We start from the raw sequence: 19,097 nt of genomic DNA, 5'->3' as shown, positions 1-19,097 counted from the left end.
TTTTTAATGTAAGATATCTATTACATTATATTATAATAGATTTAAGAAATATCAAGGAAGTGAAAACATGTCAACCAATAGACCGAAGTACCATCACGGTAACCTGAGAAAAACACTTATCAGTACATCCCTTGAATTGATTGCAGAAGTCGGACTGGAAGGTTTTTCAGTTGCCAAGGTAGCCAAACAAGCAGGGGTATCTTCTGGAGCCCCTTATCGTCATTTTACAGACCGAGAAAGTATACTTGTGGCAACCGCAGTCGTTTACCTAACAGAGCTCACATCAAGGATGCGAATTGCGGTAAATGCAGCAGGAAAGAACCCAACTGATCGGCTGGCTTCGACTGCCGGCGCATATGTACAGTATGCGATTGAATACAATGTCGGTTTTGAATTGTTTGCTGTAGTAAAGGGTGTTCATTCTGCAAAACTTTATGAACGTAGCCGTGAAATGATCAATTTCCTTATGTTGGTAGTTCAGGAAGCTAAACCGTATGCAACGTGGAGCGAGATTGTCGAGTTAATGGAAGCACATCTCGCTATTAGCCAAGGGTTTGCCCATATGTATTACCAAGGTAGCTTTGCTAAAATAAAACTAACACAAGAAGAAAGTATAGAACGAGTAACAACTGCAGCTCAATACCTTATTAACGGTTGGATGTACCAGTAAGGCAGGATATCTCAGAGAATCATTTCACATTCAACAGTAAGATTTATATAGCGAAGCAGATGCCTTATAAATTTTGTTTTATAATAGAAAAAGGGCAATAACCTTGTGCGGCAATCGTCCTTTTTCTTAAAGACTTGAAATCAAGATATATTTCACTTTAAGTTCGTACGCAGCCTATAAAAATCTGAGCAATACGTTGTTATAATCCCTTCCTCAATTCCATATTGAACCAGGTCTTCATAATGATCTCCAGAAATACCTAATAATTCACAGAACGCTGGCTCAGTCTTATATCTCTGTTTTTTTAGTTCAATTACTTTATCTTTAAGTGTTCAATGTTCTACCATAATTAGTATAAAACAGGTAACCACCTCTTAATAATGTGCCAAATATCTAGAAATCGAGTCTTCAACAATCCTGCCCGTTCGTATTATAATGTAAAAATCAAAAAAGTTTAGAAATCGAGATAATTATGGTAATATATCTTTTTACACTACATATACAAAACAAAAGATATAGAGAAATTAGAGACGACTTTAATAAAATACAGGTATAAGGTAGTGTAGCCTTACATCATTAAATTGGTGTGGGGCTTTTTATTTTGTAAAAATTTCATGTATACATACAAACCTGCTTTGATATAATAGAACGAATGTTCGGTTATTGAGGGGGAGAGGAAATGGATGGTTTGTTTAATCGTGCTGCTGGCCAAAACTAGGAGCTACAGCAAACGTGAGATGTCACAAAGAGTTATTAGATTGTTACAGTTAGTGAGAAAGATGATGTTAGCCTGAAAACTGGAAACAGGGAATGGAGATTTTTATACTGAAAATAATAACTCTTAGGGGATGCGTTTAAAATTTAAGTTTCCAACACGCTAAACTATACAGGCACCCATTACTTCTAATGTAATATGATTATATTGGAAGGAGTGATGGCAGTGCCTTGGCAACAAAAAGTTAGATATTTAATAGGTCAACCTGTAGGAATTTCATTAACAAATGGGCAAGGTACATCAGGTGTTTTGTGCGGTATATCAGGTAACAAAATTCTTGTAATTGAATACTTGTATCAAGCACAGTTCGCCTTAAAGCAATATGATGCTTTCATGATCCAGGATATTAATGGGTTTCCACCTTGTCAGAACCAACAACCTCTTTATTAACGAAATCGGGGTTGTCCAAAAAGTCTCAATAGACTGTTGGGGGCAGCCCTTTTCTTTGTCCTAGAAAAAATTCGCCTCATTCTTTTAATTGCGAGCGACAAAAATCAACAAGTAACTAGAAATGAGACGAATTTTTATGAGTAAATCTTCAACTACTTTTTAACATGGGGTACTCGTACTATCATTGGATTAAGTGATTCAATTCCAGTCAATAGTATTGCTCATGTGATTCACCATATAGTCGCACAAGTGGATGTCGAATAGGAGAAGTGACAGACGGTACTAAAGGAGCAACTTTTTTAACGTTCTATTTTGTTAAAACGAGGATGTCCCGAAATACCATTTTTAAAAAAATGTTTTGTTTCCCTAATAAATATACGAATTCAACATTTCTACGTGCTGTCTGTCTTTATCCAAAATCTCTTTAATTAATTGATGACTCTCTAGATCTAAATCCCCTTTAACAATCTCTTCTGAAATTTCAATCCCATAGTAATCTTCTCCCTTTAACGTGGTCTCAACAATTCCTTCCGTTGTGTCAGGAATTGTCCATTGACTAATGAAATTTTGAACAGAGCCAACGACACCTTCATCATCTACTGGCACGCCCCCAAAATTTTGGACTCTTTCTTCAACAATTGACGCATGTTGCTTATGGTCTTTCTGGATGTTTTGAAACTCATTTTTGATATCTTTCAACTTCTCTATAAAGTGTTCATAAGCATGAATACCCTTATATTGCCCTTTTAGAAATGCATTTTCCATTCATCCATTATCAAACCTGCAGCATCTCCCAGGAGCAAGAAAGAAAATGTTAAGATGTATAATAGGGTATTGAAAACATTATTAAAGGAGTTGATTTAATGTACGAAGGCATTCACCATGTGTCTCTACTCGTTAAAGATATCGAAAAGTCTAAGCATTTTTACGGGAAGATACTTGGTTTTCAAGAAAGTGAACTCCGTCCTGATTTTGATTTTCCTGGGGTATGGTATCAAGTTGGCTCGACACAAATTCATTTAATTGTACATAATGAAGGAAAAACTTTAAGGGGAACGAGAACCATCGACTCCCGAGATGGACATTTTGCTATTCGCGTGTGGAATATTGAAAAATTCATTGAAAGAATGAGGGAGTATAAAGTAGAAATTTTAAATAAACCCACTAACCAAACAGATTGGCATCAAGTATTTGTTAGCGACCCAGATGGGAATTTGATTGAATTCAACCGTTAGTATTTGATGCCCATAAGAGCACCTCTAAGTCAAATATAAGCTAAAATCTTATTATCAGAGAAATTAATCCTGTGATCGAATCACGATCACAGGATTTTTCTCCCTATGCTTTCACTTTATAAGAAGTGATGTGGGGTTGTAACGTATCATCAGTTCCGAATAAAAAGTGTTTCTCCATATCTGGTGAGTACGTAGAATTTATAGCTCTACGTCCGACAGTTTCCACAACTTCCCGCAGCATGCTAGGGGAAGCTCCACAACACAAGCCAATATAGTTCACGCCGATGTCATGAGCTGCTTTTGCCCACTTGGCTAACTCATAACGGTTACAATAGAGTGGATCCAGTGACGTTGGGAAGGTTGTATCGGTTGGAAGACTGCAAGAACAGCCTCCGTCAGGCAAATTGAAGAAGGTAGGGTGATCCTCCGATGTTCGGTAAGGAATCGGCAATGCTCCAACATAACCATCGACCGTTTGACGGATTTTTTCTACATACGGCTGCATTGTTACCGGTCCGCGAAAACAGTTCATTCCGACAACCAGCGCTCCTTCCTCTTCTAACAAACGGCACGCTTCTTCAACAGTGTATCCATCGCGTAGGATATTTTCTCCCATCAGACCAAAAGTGATCACAGCAGGTAGTCCTTGTTTAGTGATTTCCTCCAAAGCGATTTTTGCTTCTTCATAATAATAGAAGGTTTCCCCATTTACAAAGTCCACACCTTCATCTTTGCACCATCCGACCATTTCAGCAAACATGCTACGCACACTTGCAATCGACTGTGGGTCTTTAGGGTTAAACAAGTTTGTGTTTGAAATGTTACCAGCTACTAGCGCTTCTTCTTCCGGGTGTTCTTTTGCTACGTCCTTAGCTAGACGAATCGCTTGTCGGTTCAATGGTTCCAACAGGTCCTCCTTGCCTATAATGCGCATTTTTTCACGGTGCGCATTGTATGTAAAAGCTAAAACGACATCAGATCCAGCCAACATATAATCACGATAGGTCTGTTTTAATGCTTGTGGATTATCTAGTGCAACCTCAGGTACGAATGACCCTGCTTGTAAATATCCTCGCCGCTCTAATTCAAATAAATATCCTTCCCCGCAAATCACTGGTCCGTCCTGCAAACGCTGTTCTAATGATCTTTTCATCTTTTATCATCCCTTCTTAATTAAATACATACATATATAGTTTTTATTAAAAAAGAGGGAGAGGATCATATGTGAAATCTTCCCGCTCTTTTAAGGCCTTCATTCGCACCGTTAACTCAGGTATTGGCTTCCATGTATTAGAGAACTTACTTCCATACATCCTTAGAGATCGTAATAACATGTTTAAGCTTTTCCCATTGCTCCTCCTCCGTTATTAAATTTCCTTCCTCTGTGGAGGCAAATCCGCATTGTGGGCTTAAGCACAATTGGTTGAGATCAACGTATTCAGAAGCTTCATTAATTCTCTTCTTAATTGCATCTGCATCTTCAAGTTCTCCAAACTTAGACGTTATGACACCGAGAACGATTTGCAAATTTGAACGTTTGACGTGGCGGAGTGGCTCAAAGCTGCCAGAGCGCTCATCATCAAATTCAAGGAATAAACCATCGACATCGAGTCCATTAAATATAGTCTCTGATACCGTTTCATATCCTCCAGTTCCGGAATAGCTTGATTGAAAATTACCGCGACAAATGTGCAGCGTTACTTTTAGATCATCAGGGCGGTCAGCAATAGCTTCATTAATAGTGTTTGCAAAGATCGTACTCAGTTCCACAGGTGCAAATCCTGACCTCCGAATTAAGCTGTTTCCTTCTTCTGAGAAAAGCTGGGACCAAGCTGTGTCGTCTAACTGGAGATAGCGGCAACCTGCGTCATAGAAAGCACGAATCGCCTTTTTGTATGCAATAGTTAAATCGTGTACAAATCCTTCCGTAGTATCATAGATTTCTTTTATATTTTTCCCTCTAACGAAAAGCATATTGGGACTTGGTATTGTAAACTTTGCCGTATGTGACTCCGCAATACTATGAAGAAACTTATAATCTTCAAGCATGGGATGGTCAGTGAAATCTATCTTCCCTGTGACCTTAACACCATAAGCTTTGGTTACGGTATTATGAAATTCCAATCCTTTTTCCGGTACAAATCCTTCGACCCCATCCAATCCCTCAAGGAAATCAAAATGCCACCAGGCACGACGAAAATCACCGTCTGTGATGGCTTCAAGGCCGATTTCTTTTTGTTTTTCAACGATTCTAATAATTTCAGTATCTTCAATTGCACGTAATTCTGCAGAATTTATGTCACCAGCTGCTTTTTGAAGACGAGCCTTTTCAATTCGTGCTGATCTTAATAAGCTTCCTACATGATCAGCCCGAAATGGGGGAACAGTCCCTCCTTTGTTCTTTAATCCTGAAGTTACACTTTTACTCATAATTATTCCTTCTTTCTTTAGTGATTGTGATGAACTCTTGCAAGATAAGTGTACTGTAATTGAATCAACCCCTATTTTGTAATAAAATACGTTTTTTGTTTACCGATTGAGTTGCTGCTTCTAGAGCTTGATCGATATCTTTGATTAGATCATTTACATGCTCGAGTCCAACTGAGAGCCTAAGCAGTCCATCGGTAATTCCTCTTGCTTCTCTTTCTGTTTCTGGCATAGCAGCATGTGACATTGTTGCAGGATATGATAGAATCGACTCTACTGCACCAAGACTGACAGCAAAAACGGGCAGACGAATGTGTTCAACAAATGCTTTCGCGGCTGTTTTATTAGGTAATCGAAAAGAGAGGAGTGCACCAGCCCCCTTCGATTGCCGCACGTGTACAGGGTACCCAGGATGAAAGGAAAGTCCGGGGTAGTAGACTTCACTAATGAAAGAATGCTCATTAAGGTGGGTTGCTATTTTTAATGCTGTGTCAGAAGATTGGGTTAGCCGTGCCCCTAATGTTTTGATTCCTTGAATTAAATGGTAGGCATCCTGTGCACCTAAAATCGAGCCAAACGAGTTTTGAATAAATGATAGTCTTTCACCAAGTTCCTTATTCTTAGTTACGGCCAGACCCGCAACGATATCACTGTGCCCGGAAAGGAATTTGGTAGCACTATGAAGGACAAGATCTACTCCAAACTGGAGTGGATTCTGGTAAAGAGGTGTCATAAAAGTGTTATCGACAAAAGTTAGACAGCCATGTGCTTTGGCTAATTTTACGATTCCCTCTATATCTGTAATATTTAAGCAAGGATTGGAAGGTGTTTCCATATAAAAAACTTTTGTATTTGGTTGAATTGCCCGACATGTTTCATTCAGGTTGGTCATGTTAACGAAGGTATGGTCAATATTGAATCTTCTCAATACTTCTGTGATCAAGCGATAGGTTCCACCGTAAACATCCCTAGAAATTAAAACATGGTCACCTGAAGAAAGGAGCATAAAGGCAGAAGAGATAGCAGCCATCCCTGAGGCGAACGCTAACCCTGTTTCACCACCTTCCAGGTCTGCAATGGTTTGTTCCAATGCTTGCCTTGTTGGGTTACCCGATCTGCTGTAATCATATGGACCAAACGTATCGAAGCTCTCCTGGTGATAGGTAGATGACAAGTAAATGGGAACGTTTACTGCCCCTGTTTTTTGTTCCTTATTCCCATAAGTTGAAGCATGAATGAATCTGGTTTCCAGTTGGTCTTTATAAGAACTCATCGTCAGTTTTCCTCCCTCTCCAAAGCCTAAAAGATTTTTACTAAAATAACTTCTCAATCAAAAAGGCATCTTTATATTCCGATGGGTATCGAAGATAAAGATGCCTTTAGTTGACTAATCGGCATAAGCAATATTCAGTTTGAGCTAATCATTGTCTGATTTTTTATTTAGTGGGTACCGCTTTTTTTCAGTGCACTCAATTTGTGTAATTTCTCCATCATGTACTGTTATGGCTACAGACCCATATTCTATGTTTTCTAAAGCTGATATAACGTCATTAATTTTTTTCTCTAGAGTGTTTTTCATACCATTACCTCCTCTGAAGAATGCAATCCGCTATTTTTTGCCTTTGGTAAGTCCAATCAGCAAGCAAAATAAAAACCTCTTCTTGTAATAAGAAGAGGTTAAGTAGAACGTTTACTTTTCTCTTCTTATCTTTTCAAGCCTGAACGGCTTGCTGGAATTGGCACAGTACTTTAGTTAAGTCTGCTGCCGAGGTTTCAATGGGCCAGTCCCTCCACCTCTCTGGATAAGAAAAATGTTATTCATTTGATTATCCTATAATTTACACGTATTAATATTTCTTGTCAATCGTTTAATGGAAAAATTTAAATTATTCTAAAATCAGACAGGACTTTGCTATTCACACACTCTAATGCACATTGAAATAACGCGCCTCAGGATGAGCGAACACAATGGCCGTAACCGAAGCCTCTGGTTCCATCATACATTCCTCGGTCAATTCAACTCCAATTTGTTCTGGTCTAATCAATTGAAATAATTTTCTCTGATCCTCCAAGTCCGGGCAAGCTGGATAACCGAAAGAATACCGCTGTCCCTGGTATTTAGCTGAGAAACGCTCTTGCATCGTAAAGTCTGTCGGGTCGGGGAATCCCCATTTATCACGCATGAGCTGATGGATGTGTTCAGCCAATCCTTCCGCTGTTTCTAATGCCAGTGCTTGCAAGGCGTGGCTTTTCAAATATTCCCCCTGTTGTTTCATGTCCAGGGAACGTTGCCTGATTCCTTTTCCAGCTGTTACAGAGAAGAATCCTACGTAATCCATTTCTCCGCTTGAGATCGGACGCAAGTAGTCAGCTAAACAAAGATAGGGATCACGGTTTTGGCGTGGAAAAGTAAAACGCTCGATGATCGTTTGATGATCGGCTGGATTATAAATGATTACGTCATCTCCATCGGATTGAGCAGGAAAGAATTGATAAAGTGCAGACGGTTGAATCCAGTTCTCTTTTTGCGCTTTTAAAAGTAATTCATCTACGACCTCTTTTAGTTGGAGTGCTTTATTATTTTTCTCTGCCAGCAACTTTGAGAATTTACCCTTTAGTCCCAAATGGTGTCCAATCAGCATCTGCATGTTAATAAAAGGTTCAATATGAGCAACAGAATAATCTCGTAAAATGTGTTGTTCAAAATCGTTCGGTTTGTAAACAGGAATAGTCTTAGATACTTTGGATATTGGCTTCTCAGCTACAGCCGTTGCAGATTGGGTTTGGGCTTGCTCATGACTTCTGGCTATAGCCTTAGTTTGTTTTTCTTGCTGTTCACGAATGAGCAGTGTGCGATCCTCCTGGTTACTGAGCCGATTTGATAGAGCGAGTCCGTCCATTGCATCTTTTGCGTAGAAAACGGAACCGTTATATTGAGGAGCGATTTTCGTATTAGTAAACTTTCTTGAAAGGGCAGCGCCCCCCACTAATATCGGTAATTCAATTTGTTGCTGTTTTAAATCCTGGGCGGTCAAAACCATTTGCTGGGCTGACTTGACAAGTAAACCTGATAGGCCAATGGAGTCTGGCTCCTCTTCTTTAATGTGTTTGATTAAATCAGATGGGGTTACTTTAATACCTAAATCAATGACGTCAAAGCCATTGTTGCTTAAAATGATGTCTACAAGGTTTTTACCAATATCGTGGACATCTCCTTTAACCGTGGCAAGAAGAATTTTTCCTTTTTTATTTGACGTATCACCCTTTTCCATATGTGGTTCAAGGTAGGCAACAGACGCCTTCATGACCTCTGCACTTTGTAAAACTTCAGCTACGATGAGCTGGTTATCGTTAAATAAGCGCCCGACTTCAGCCATTCCAGTCATGAGTGGACCATTGATGATTTTTAATGGTGTCGGATAAGTTTCTAGTGCCTTCCCAAGGTCAGGAATCAACCCTTCCTTCGTTCCTTCCACCACATAATGAGCTAATCTTTCAGGTAAGCTCATTGTCGAAGTCGGTGCCTTTATTTCCTTTTTTTTGCCTCGGTAGAATGCCGTAAAAGAAGCAAGTGTAGCATCAGTCGTTTGAAAAAGAAGCTCGTTCGCTTGTTTAATTTCCTTTTCTGCTATGGAGGCATAACGTTCCAATTTTTCTGTGTTGACAATGGCGTAGTCGAGACCTGCTTTTGTACAGTGATAAAGATAGACGGCATTTAGTACTTCTCTCCCAACTGGTGGAAGGCCGAAGGAGACGTTGCTGACACCTAGAATGGTTTGACATTCTGGGAGTCTCTCCTTGATCGAACGGATCCCTTCGATTGTTGCATTAGCGGAGCCGATGTATTGTTCATCGCCCGTTCCAACAGGGAAGACAAGGGGGTCAAAAATTATATCGGATTCTTGAAGGCCATATTCATCCACCAAAATATTGCGAGATCGGAGGGCAATTGCAAGTTTTCTTTCTGCTGTAAGTGCCATCCCTTCTTCGTCAATGGTTCCAACGACGACAGCTGCACCATATTGCTGAACTAAAGGAAGGACTTCTTTAAAACGTTCTTCTCCATCCTCAAGATTGATAGAATTGATAATTACTTTTCCTTGGGAATAAGTGAGCGCCTTTTCAATAACGTCAACATCTGTAGAATCAATAACCAGAGGCGCTTTCACTTTATTTACTACTTGTTTCATAAAGGCTTCCATATCCTGTACTTCATCGCGATCCGGATCAGCAAGACAAATATCAATGACCTGAGCGCCTTTTTTTACCTGGGCCCGGGCAATTTCCGAGGCTTCCTCCACTTTCCCTTCGGAGATCAAACGTTTGAATTTGCGGGAACCGATCACATTGGTTCGTTCACCGACTAAAATAGGACGGTCATTTTTGTCCTCATAGATAAAGGGATCGATTCCTGAAACAGCATGCGGATGAGAAGAAGGAGCCTTGCGTGGCTTGATGTCCTTCACCGCTTCTACGAGTGCTCTAGTATGCTCTGGTGTTGTTCCACAGCAGCCGCCTACAACATTCAGCCAACCTTTTTCAGCAAAACCGGAAACTTTTTTAGCTAATGATTCAGGTGTCTCATGATAATGCCCTTCTTCATCAGGAAGTCCGGCATTAGGGTAACAGCTGACGGAGGTTGTTGCTAATTCCGACAAAGAGCGTATATGGTCACGCATGAATTCTGGTCCTGTTGCACAGTTCAGTCCGACAACGGTAGGTTTCATGTGCTCAAGTGACAGGTAAAAGGCTTCGATATTTTGCCCAGCCAACGTGGTTCCCATCGGTTCGATTGTTCCCGAAATCATTAGGGGAAGCGTTTGGCCAAGAGAACGAAAGGCGCGTGTGATTCCAAGATAGGCTGCTTTAACATTAAGCATATCCTGGGAAGTCTCCAATAATAGCAGATCCACGCCGCCTTTGATCAGCCCTCTTGCCTGTTCTTCATAAGAATGCGTCAAATGCTTAAACGTTGTACCGCCCGTTACGGACAAGGTTTTCGTCGTCGGTCCCATCGCGCCAGCCACGAAACGCGTATGCCCGTTTTTCGAATAACGTTTAGCTATTTTTTTAGCAATTTGAGAAGCTTTAACATTAATTTCTTCTGCTAAATGACCTAATTTGTATTCATCGAGTACAAGGTCTGTTGCCCCAAACGTATTGGTTTCGATAATATCCGCGCCTGCTTCAAGGTATTGGGAATGGATCTCTTCAAGAACACGGGGGGAGGTAATGTTGAGGTATTCATTGCATCCTTCATAGCATTCTCCACCGAAATCTTCTGCTTTAAGGTCAGCATTTTGCAGCATTGTTCCCATAGCGCCGTCGAGTACAAGAATTCTTTTTGAGAGCTGTTGTTCAAATGACTGGGCTTCCATTTACAATCGTCCTTTCTTTGCGTTGTTGAGTTTTTTTCTTGATGTAGTGGGTTAGTTCTTCCGTTATTTCATATCTTAAAAATGGCGTGATTAAGTAGATCCCATTAAAAAGCTCGACAGCAGCGTCTATTAAGGATTTGGCAATTGAAATTCCTTCAGATTGAGCGCGTCCGGGATCATGACTGGAATTTTCCATACGCTGTCTAATTTCTTGAGAGAGTGTAATCCCAGGTACTTCATTGTGCAAAAATTCAGCGTTACGTGAGCTGATAAGCGGCATGATCCCAATATAAATGGGAGCTGATATATGCTTAGTTGCCTCATAGATTTCTTTCAATTGCTTCACACTGTAAACGGGTTGACTAATGAAATAGTCCGCTCCATATTTAATCTTTTTTTCAAGTCGGCCAACTGCACGGTTGAGGTTGCGGACATTCGGGTTGAAGGCGGCCGCGACTGAAAAATTGGTGTTCATACCGAGTGATTTTCCAGAAAAAGAAATGCCTTCGTTCAGCTGTTTAATATAATGAATTAAATCGAATGATGAGAGATCATAGACGGATGTTGCCCCAGGGAAGTCGCCAATTTTGGTCGGGTCCCCTGTGATTGCTAAGACCTGGGTGATCCCGAGAGTATGCAGCCCCATCAAATGTGATTGCAGGCCGATAAGGTTTCGGTCACGACAGGAGATATGGACTAAAGGGTTAATATCGTATTTTTGCTGGATAATGGAGGCGATCGCTGTGTTGCAAATTCTTGGGCTGGCCAGTGAATTATCTGCTAACGTAACCGAATCCACTCCAGCTTCTTTAAGTGCCTTAGCTCCCTGTAGGTAACGATCCGTATTAAGCCGTTTCGGTGGATCAAGCTCAACGATGATCGATGGTCTCTTTGCTGCGATTTCGTGAAGGTGGGGCTTGGTATTTTTAGCTTCTAGCTGTGTCTTTGGTACGGCTTTTTGAATAGGTATGTCCTTGTGTTCAATTGGCGTCTTACCTTTTACCTCATCAGCAATGGCCGCAATGTGCTCGGGTGTCGTACCACAACAGCCGCCGATCAATCGAGCCCCTTGTTTGTGAAGGGCACGGGCGCTGCTTTTGAAATAATCAGCCTTCGTCTTGTACACGAGCCTGCCATCCTGATAAGCTGGTAAACTAGCATTCGGGTAAGCAGAAAGAACGGCTTTACTAGGAAGCGGAACGTTCTCGAGTGACTGGATCATGTGATAAGGACCTAGTCGACAATTGACTCCAATTACATCGGCCCCCGCTGTTTCTAAGGTCGTCAAGGCTTCAGTCAGCGAGGTACCGTTCTGCAAAACGCCAGGCTCATGCATGGACACTTGGGTGATGATAGGGAGATTCGTTTCTTTTCGAGCAATTTGTAAGACTGTCATGAGTTCGTCTAAGTCATAAAAGGTCTCCATTAAAATACCATCCACTTCTTCAAACAGCATACAGTAGAGCTGTTCACGAAAGCTTCGTTTAATTTCAGTAAGGGATACCGCTTGTTTTTTGATACCACGAATACCGCCGATCGTTCCTGTCACATAATGATTTTCTGTTGCCGCTTGCCGGGCAAGTCTGACTGCTGCCGTGTTGATTTCTTTTACCTTGTCTTCTAATCCATACCGAGATAGTTTTATATAATTGGCGCCATACGTATTTGTTTGAATGATATCAGCGCCAGCATCTATATAGGCTTTATGGACATTGATTATTTCTTTGGCATGGGAAAGATTCAACTCTTCAAAGCATTGATCGATTCCGTAAGAGTAAAGCAATGTTCCCATGGCACCATCTCCTACTAATGTCCGGGTTTGAAGGGCTTCTTTCAGGTTCATGATTATCCTCCTGTCTTCGTTTGTAATTCGGTGTACTGCAGAGACTGAGCGGCAATTTTCCTTAGGTTATCCTTGAAAAAAGAGGTGATTTTCAGCCTTTGTGTACATGTTTCTAACGGGGCACTTGCGTCTTTGTGCTTTGCTTCCCTCGTAAACTAGTTAGTGCTTTGTCAAGATCGTCTAGCAGGTCAGCGATATGTTCAATTCCAACTGAAAAGCGCAAGAGGCGGTTGCAAACCCCGTAGTGTTTTCGCTTTTCCTCAGGGATGTCGGCATGGGTTTGAGTCGCTGGATACGTGATGAAGCTTTCCACACCCCCAAGACTCTCTGCAAAGGTAATGATGTTGAGATTTCTTAAAAAAGGGTCAATACAGTTCTCAGCTTCGAGGCGAAAGGAAACCATGCCACCACGGCCAGGATAGAAGACATGTGTGACAGCATGATGGCTTTCTAAAAAGGAAACGACTGACTTCGCATTTCTCTCATGCTGATTCATCCGCAAAGGCAGAGTTTTCATCCCTCTCATAAGCAGCCAGGAATCGAAGGGGGAGAGGACAGCGCCAATTGTGTTTTGATAGGTCGCTAACTTTTTACATATGTCAGGATCTTTAGCGACAAGTACCCCCGCCAAAACATCATTGTGACCGGCTAGATATTTCGTTGCGCTATGAATGACGATATCTGCACCTTCTAGTAAAGGTTGCTGTAGAATTGGCGTATATAACGTGTTATCTACGACGAGCAGAAGGTTATATTTTTTTGCAATTCTAGCGATTGCAGGAATATCAGCCACATGCATAAGCGGGTTTGTGGGTGTTTCGATGTAAACGGCTTTGGTCTTTTCAGTTATATACTGATCTAGGTTGGATAGATGCTGACTATCACAGTATTGAAATTGCAGTCCGTACTGATCGGATAGGTGTTCAAACAAGCGATAACTTCCACCGTATAAGTCTTCGGAAACGAGAATTTCATCTTGATGTCCAAATAAGGACAAGGCAGTTTGAATAGCGGCCATTCCTGAACTGAAAGCGAAACCCGCCTCACCGTGTTCGATTTCTGCAATGGAGCGTTCAAGGATCGCCCTTGTGGGATTACCTGTTCTGGAGTAGTCAAAGCCTGTTGATTCACCAATGCCCGAGTGTTGATAGGCCGTAGAAAAATAGACGGGAGCACTAATGGCTCCTGTCGAGTCTGCATTATTTTTACCGGTATGAACTAATTTCGTCTCCGTATGAGAGGTACACATCTTCATTCTCCTTTTTATAAAAAATATGGAAGTTGTTCAAAGCTATCGAATGGTAAGTCGTCAATTATTGAACATGTACGTTTAGATAAAATAAAAAAGCCTTCTTAAGAAGAAGACTTTACGATACCCTATCCTTCTTCTTATCTCCCAAGTTCAAAAAACTTGGTGGAATTAGCACCATACTGGTTAAACCAGTGGTTGCTGAGGTTTCATCGGGCCAGTCCCTACACCTCTCTTGATAAGTGAATAATATATAATTTTTTGTTAATGAATGATCTACACCAACTTAAAAACAAAGTAAGAAGGTATTTACTTTACTTTCAGGATTAGCTTTAAGTGTTGTTGGTCGATTCATTGCGACCTGTGTCTTTTCGTTATTCTTGAACGTGATATTTTATGGTTGGTGGTTGCGAATTACACTACACGAAAAAAAACAAGGAATCAAGGGAATATTCAAAAATTTTAATAATTTTTTAAATCCGATTAAAACACTAAGAAAAAAAGGCTTTAAAGTGGATACATATAAATTTTTTGTTTAATGACAGTAGCTAACTGCTGTATATTTTTCTGTAATCAAATAGAATAATTTCTTGTCCAGAGGGGTGGAGAGACTTGACCCAACGTAACCCCGGCAACAGACTATTCATAGTACTGCGTTAACTCCTTGTGCTTGATAGATAAGAAGAGATTTAAAATTATATTAAGTGACTACCAGATAACTAAAGGTAGCACTGCCAAATTTATTTTGGTCAGATGCTGCCTTTTTTGTTGTCTTATTAATAAGCTGCCAAGGAAACAATCATTATTTCGTTTAGGAGGGCACCTTAGGAATCATAATGCAGTTTATTTATGATTCCCTTTGCTCCTGAGATGAACAAAGTAGCGAATGCCATTGGACCTTGGTGGGTACTGTTGTGTAGCAAAGGAAACGGGGTTACTAACTTAGCTTACTTCACCAACAGCAATGGATTTAAATCACAATCATGTGTAGAAGTACTGTGTATTGGATAACGCCTTTAATTAGCTAAGCCGTTCAGTCATCAGTATTTTCGCTGAAAGATCGTACTCTAATCGGATGGGTCTTTTTTTCTTCTAAAAATACTATGTCAGATAATCTGACAGATTAGTTGTGCGAATATTTTGATACTGGTAAATTAATATCTAACAAGCAATGTTAATAAATATTACACAAAAGAGGAGAATTATAATGGATGAGATTTTTCTAATGAATAACTTATGGATTGTTATCTGTACGGTTTTGGTGTTATTTATGCAAGGTGGATTTATTTTACTCGAAGCAGGATCAACAAGAATGAAAAACGCTGGTCATATTGCCGGCAAGACAGTTTTTACCATAGGAATTGTATCGATAGTCTTTTGGGCTGTAGGTTATGGACTAATATACGGGGAAGGAAATGCATTCATAGGGTTTTCTAATTTCTTTTACGGTGATGCGACAACGATCGGGGAAGGGTTAGCTGGTTCTGTAGACTTCTTTTTCCAGCTGGCATTTGCTGCAATTGCCATGACGATTGCCTTCGGTGGTTTTGCGGAACGTGCAAAATTATCCGCTTATGTTATTTTTGCAGTCCTGTTTTCTATTTTGGTTTATCCTGTTATCGCCCATTGGATTTGGGGAGGCGGTTGGTTAGCTGAGCATGGAAAGCAAGATTTTGCTGGTTCGACTGTGGTTCATTTAACGGGAGCTATGGCCGCTTTCGCTGCTACAATTATTTTAAAGCCGCGTATCGGTAAATATAATAAAGATGGTTCTTCGAATGAAATTGCCGGACATAACCAGGTGTTTACGGCATTAGGTGTACTTATTCTTTGGGTAGGTTGGTTTGGATTTAATGCAGGGAGCACATTTGGTGTAGCTGATGCCTTTTTTGGTTATGTTGCCCTCAATACACAATTAGCAGCTGGTGCAGGTGCAATTGGTGCTATGCTTGTTGTTTGGGCTGTCACAGGCAAGGCGGATGTTCCGACAACACTAAATGGAGCTTTAGCAGGGCTTGTTGCTATTACTGCCTCTTGTGGATTTGTTGAACCTTGGGCGGCTGTTATTATTGGTTTGATTGGTGGGTTTATTGTTTTTTTCAGTATGAAGTTCTTTGATAAGAAGAAAATTGATGATCCTATCTTTGCTTTATCTGTTCATGGTACGGTCGGTGTATGGGGCACACTTTCAAATGGACTATTTGCAACAACTGAATTAGCAACCGTTGGGCAGGCGGGTTTATTCTATGGTGGTGGATTTGCCCAGCTTGGTGTACAGGTGTTAGGTGTTGTTAGTAGCGGACTTTATGCGTTCGCTGTCGCATTCATCATCTTAAAAGTAATGGAGAAAGTGATGGGTGGGCTTCGTGTATCAGAGGAAGAAGAAATAATCGGCCTTGATTTAAGTGAGCACGGTGGTTATGGCTACCCAGAGAGCATCCCTCAACCGAATTCGAATCAAACAGGTGCTTAAGATAAAACGCTGTTAATCGAAACAAAGGATTGATGCGAGTGTTGAAAAGTTATGTAGAATTAAGACAATGGCGTGTACGGAATCTGAATGCTGTTTCGACTGACCATAGGAGGTTAAACTTATTCCACGATGAGCTGATTAAGGCAACGGTTCAAGTGGCTATGGAGAAAGTTCGAGGGGAGTGTGGGGATCCCCCTGCTCCCTTTGCTTTTTTTCTGATGGGAAGTGCGGGAAGGTTTGAACAGTCAGTTTGGAGTGATCAAGACCATGGAATTATCTATGATAGTAGTGATAATTGCCAAACTTATTTCCTGACGTTAGGGGCTGAAATTAGCCACGGTTTAACCCTTGTCGGCTATGAACGATGTGAAGGAATGGTAATGGCATCCAATCCACTTTGGTGCCAGTCCATTCATGCTTGGAAAGTACAAATTTTAGATTGGTTAACGGAAGCTAGTTGGCAATCCCTGCGTCATTTTTTAACCCTGTTTGATTCTCGTGTGTTAATTGGAGAGGCAGACTATTTAAACAAATTAAAGAATAAGGCATTTACAATCCTACAACATCAGCCGGAGCTCTATCTTCGCTTAGTGGAGAATGTTGATTTTATAAAAAAAGGAGTAGGTGTGTTCGGTCAATTGCTTCCAGAGCAGCATGGAGAAAAGGCAGGGAATATTCAGTTAAAACAAACAGCTTTTTTTCCTTATGTAAATGCAATAAGGTTGTTAGCTTTAAAAGAGAGGATAGGTTGTTCATCTACTTTATCACGGTTTAAAGAGCTTCAGCCTATCTATCCATTTGTTAAAGGATTTGAAGGTGATTTTATACAATTGCTTGAATTTCGTCTGTATTTTAGGAAAGATGCGAAGAGCTATAAAGAAGTGCAGCTCATACCGATTGATACCTTATCAAGAGTTAATAAACAGGAACTTAAACAGGTGATAAAAAGAGGTCATAAGCTTTTTTCTGAAACCAAAACAATAGTAGAAAAAGAGTGCTCTCCATGATTATGGATCAGGTGATTCAATTCATAAAACAGTTGTCTGGGAGATCGGATGGCTTTACATCGTTATCAAGCCAAACAGATCCAGAGAAGATTGCTTATATGAGAGATTTACAGCGTGAATTAAAAACCAAAGATGTCTTAGATAGTACATTTGATGAATTAAAAGTGGTTGTGTTTGATTTAGAAACGACAGGGTTCTATCCGTATAAGGGGGATCGGATTTTATCGATTGGCGCCGTCAAGATGGAGGGGGATCGCATTCTGGAAGAAACCTTTTATTCACCTGTTTACAGTGCTTCTGCCCCTTCCGAAGAAATTCAACGTTTGACAGGAATAACGAAAGACATTCTTGAAAATGCGGCCACGCTTCATGACGTGTTGAAAGAATTCTATCAATTTATTAAGAGTGATGCGTTAGTTGCACATCATGCTAATCATGAGAAACAATTTATGAAGCATGCAACTTGGATGGCGTTAAAGAAAAGTTTTCAACACCGCATCATAGATACATCTTTTTTGACAGAAGTAGCTGAACCGGAGTCAAGGTTATTTACACTTGATGAATGTTGTGCTCATTACGGAATTAAGATTGACAAGAGGCACCATGCTCTACATGATGCTGTCGCTACAGCGAAACTGTGGGCCGAATGTGTCCGTGAAATGCAAACATTAGGCTTTTCTAATTTGAAAGAAGTATATACACACATCGCTACTTTAAAATGATTTTCTTATTTATAAAAAAAGGGGGAAAGGGGGTATGAACAACGACATCCCTTATGATGAAGCAACTTTTCCAATTAGTGTAGTCAAAGATTTGACCTTGTTGTCTGGAAGGCAAATCCGATATTACGAGGAGCAAGGACTTGTTAAACCAGGAAGAAATAAGGGGAACTGGCGTATTTACTCAAACAATGATATTAAAAAATTAAAAGAAATTAAACGATTAATCGATCAAGGGCTCAACATTGCGGGCATAAAAGCAATGCTTAAGAATCGTAGAAATGATTAACTCTCTTCTAGTAGAAACCCAGTAAGACAAAAAGTAAAACAGCAGTACTATAAGGTAATCTGATGATTAGCTGAAACAATGAGTCAGATTATCTTATCTATTGTTCTCGTTTTTTTGTTCATGTGGTAACGTAATGTTAAAAAAGCGACGCTTAGAGGGGGAGGTACTTTGGCGGATAACTATAAAAGTAAAAAGGTGATTTCTATAGGGGTAGTCAAGGAATTGACAGGGCTTTCAGAACGCCAAATTCGGTATAATGAACAACGAAAGCTGATCTTTCCAGAGCGAACGGCAAACGGAACACGCAAATATTCTTTTTCGGATGTGGAGACATTGGTGGAAATTGCCGAAAAGCGGGAAGAAGGAGTTCAATCTTTTGAAATTAGAAAAGAAATGCTAAAAGATAAGCAAAAGAAAGAAGGGGAATCTCAGATGCGTAGAAAAATGATTCGCGGTCAATTAAATGCGCATTTTCGTGCGAACGACTAGAAACCAAGTGAGTTTTGTTGGCGCGCGAATCCCCCCTTCTTTCTTTTGTCTAACTTAAACTAAACCAAAAATTAACTTATCCTTCTGTACGGAGAAAAGGACTAACTTGCTAACGTAGCGAGTTAGTCTTTTTGTTTTTCTGAATACTATGGG

The 19,097-nt window shown here is 40.4% G+C and carries 16 protein-coding genes, 1 pseudogene and 3 riboswitches; of the genes and pseudogenes, 8 read left to right on the top strand and 9 right to left on the bottom strand.

Annotated features, from left to right (window positions below; all coding sequences use genetic code 11):
• Positions 1-67 precede the first annotated feature (67 nt).
• Entirely contained in the window at positions 68-670 is a 603-nt protein-coding gene (locus MUO14_RS02760; protein WP_244753532.1) for a TetR/AcrR family transcriptional regulator, read from the top strand.
• A 152-nt stretch (positions 671-822) separates the two neighbouring features.
• Here MUO14_RS02760 and MUO14_RS02755 read toward each other — a convergent pair.
• Positions 823-987 (bottom strand): annotated as a pseudogene (locus MUO14_RS02755) (DUF4269 domain-containing protein); the annotation flags it as partial.
• A gap of 623 nt (positions 988-1,610) precedes the next feature.
• On the opposite strand from MUO14_RS02755, the gene MUO14_RS02750 reads away from it, so the two are divergent.
• Complete coding sequence (locus tag MUO14_RS02750; RefSeq protein ID WP_244753531.1) at positions 1,611-1,835, top strand: hypothetical protein; 225 nt, start codon at positions 1,611-1,613, stop codon at positions 1,833-1,835.
• 366 nt (positions 1,836-2,201) lie between these two features.
• Here MUO14_RS02750 and MUO14_RS02745 read toward each other — a convergent pair whose 3' ends face one another.
• Positions 2,202-2,600, bottom strand: a complete 399-nt coding sequence (locus MUO14_RS02745; RefSeq protein ID WP_244753530.1) for a ferritin-like domain-containing protein — start codon at positions 2,598-2,600, stop codon at positions 2,202-2,204.
• A gap of 98 nt (positions 2,601-2,698) precedes the next feature.
• Here MUO14_RS02745 and MUO14_RS02740 point away from each other — a divergent pair, with 98 nt between their 5' ends.
• Entirely contained in the window at positions 2,699-3,070 is a 372-nt protein-coding gene (locus MUO14_RS02740; RefSeq protein WP_244753529.1) for a VOC family protein, read from the top strand.
• Positions 3,071-3,173: 103 nt separating this feature from the next.
• On the opposite strand, the gene MUO14_RS02735 is transcribed toward MUO14_RS02740, so the two are convergent.
• The 7 genes from MUO14_RS02735 to MUO14_RS02705 all read right to left on the bottom strand — a co-directional run bounded on the left by MUO14_RS02735 (position 3,174) and on the right by MUO14_RS02705 (position 13,967).
• Positions 3,174-4,223 (bottom strand): homocysteine S-methyltransferase family protein, encoded by a 1,050-nt coding sequence (locus MUO14_RS02735; RefSeq protein WP_244753528.1) that lies wholly within the window; start codon positions 4,221-4,223, stop codon positions 3,174-3,176.
• Positions 4,224-4,369: 146 nt separating this feature from the next.
• Positions 4,370-5,500, bottom strand: a complete 1,131-nt coding sequence (locus MUO14_RS02730) for a 5-methyltetrahydropteroyltriglutamate--homocysteine S-methyltransferase (RefSeq protein WP_244753527.1) — start codon at positions 5,498-5,500, stop codon at positions 4,370-4,372.
• Between the two features lie 64 nt (positions 5,501-5,564).
• Entirely contained in the window at positions 5,565-6,770 is a 1,206-nt protein-coding gene (gene metC / locus MUO14_RS02725) for a cystathionine beta-lyase (RefSeq protein ID WP_244753526.1), read from the bottom strand.
• Between the two features lie 144 nt (positions 6,771-6,914).
• Positions 6,915-7,076, bottom strand: coding sequence for a YezD family protein (locus tag MUO14_RS02720; protein ID WP_244753525.1), 162 nt, complete (start codon positions 7,074-7,076; stop codon positions 6,915-6,917).
• A gap of 122 nt (positions 7,077-7,198) precedes the next feature.
• Positions 7,199-7,306, bottom strand: a riboswitch (SAM riboswitch).
• A 116-nt stretch (positions 7,307-7,422) separates the two neighbouring features.
• On the bottom strand, positions 7,423-10,875 hold the full coding sequence (gene metH / locus MUO14_RS02715) for a methionine synthase (RefSeq protein ID WP_244753524.1): 3,453 nt from the start codon (positions 10,873-10,875) through the stop codon (positions 7,423-7,425).
• Complete coding sequence (locus MUO14_RS02710) at positions 10,856-12,718, bottom strand: bifunctional homocysteine S-methyltransferase/methylenetetrahydrofolate reductase (protein ID WP_244753523.1); 1,863 nt, start codon at positions 12,716-12,718, stop codon at positions 10,856-10,858. Before MUO14_RS02710 ends, metH begins: the two co-directional genes overlap by 20 nt.
• A 112-nt stretch (positions 12,719-12,830) precedes the next feature.
• Positions 12,831-13,967, bottom strand: coding sequence for a methionine biosynthesis PLP-dependent protein (locus MUO14_RS02705; RefSeq protein ID WP_244753522.1), 1,137 nt, complete (start codon positions 13,965-13,967; stop codon positions 12,831-12,833).
• A 137-nt stretch (positions 13,968-14,104) separates the two neighbouring features.
• A riboswitch (SAM riboswitch) is annotated at positions 14,105-14,212 on the bottom strand.
• A 342-nt stretch (positions 14,213-14,554) separates the two neighbouring features.
• Positions 14,555-14,651, top strand: a riboswitch (SAM riboswitch).
• A 523-nt stretch (positions 14,652-15,174) separates the two neighbouring features.
• Here MUO14_RS02705 and MUO14_RS02700 point away from each other — a divergent pair.
• From MUO14_RS02700 to MUO14_RS02680, 5 genes are all read left to right on the top strand, one after another.
• Positions 15,175-16,440, top strand: a complete 1,266-nt coding sequence (locus tag MUO14_RS02700) for an ammonium transporter (protein ID WP_244753521.1) — start codon at positions 15,175-15,177, stop codon at positions 16,438-16,440.
• A 32-nt stretch (positions 16,441-16,472) separates the two neighbouring features.
• Positions 16,473-17,447, top strand: a complete 975-nt coding sequence (locus MUO14_RS02695; protein WP_396265797.1) for a DUF294 nucleotidyltransferase-like domain-containing protein — start codon at positions 16,473-16,475, stop codon at positions 17,445-17,447.
• A complete protein-coding gene (locus tag MUO14_RS02690; RefSeq protein ID WP_244753519.1) occupies positions 17,444-18,169 on the top strand; it encodes an exonuclease domain-containing protein in 726 nt (241 codons plus the stop codon). Before MUO14_RS02695 ends, MUO14_RS02690 begins: the two co-directional genes overlap by 4 nt.
• Positions 18,170-18,203: 34 nt before the next feature.
• Positions 18,204-18,455, top strand: coding sequence for a MerR family transcriptional regulator (locus MUO14_RS02685; RefSeq protein WP_304654211.1), 252 nt, complete (start codon positions 18,204-18,206; stop codon positions 18,453-18,455).
• 168 nt (positions 18,456-18,623) lie between these two features.
• Positions 18,624-18,944 carry a MerR family transcriptional regulator gene (locus tag MUO14_RS02680; RefSeq protein WP_244753518.1) on the top strand — a complete coding sequence of 107 codons (321 nt, stop codon included), beginning with the start codon at positions 18,624-18,626 and terminating at the stop codon, positions 18,942-18,944.
• Positions 18,945-19,097: the final 153 nt, after the last annotated feature.

This window comes from Halobacillus shinanisalinarum (assembly GCF_022919835.1).
Classification (GTDB): domain Bacteria; phylum Bacillota; class Bacilli; order Bacillales; family Halobacillaceae; genus Halobacillus_A; species Halobacillus_A shinanisalinarum.
This window is presented reverse-complemented; position numbering and strand designations above follow the sequence as displayed.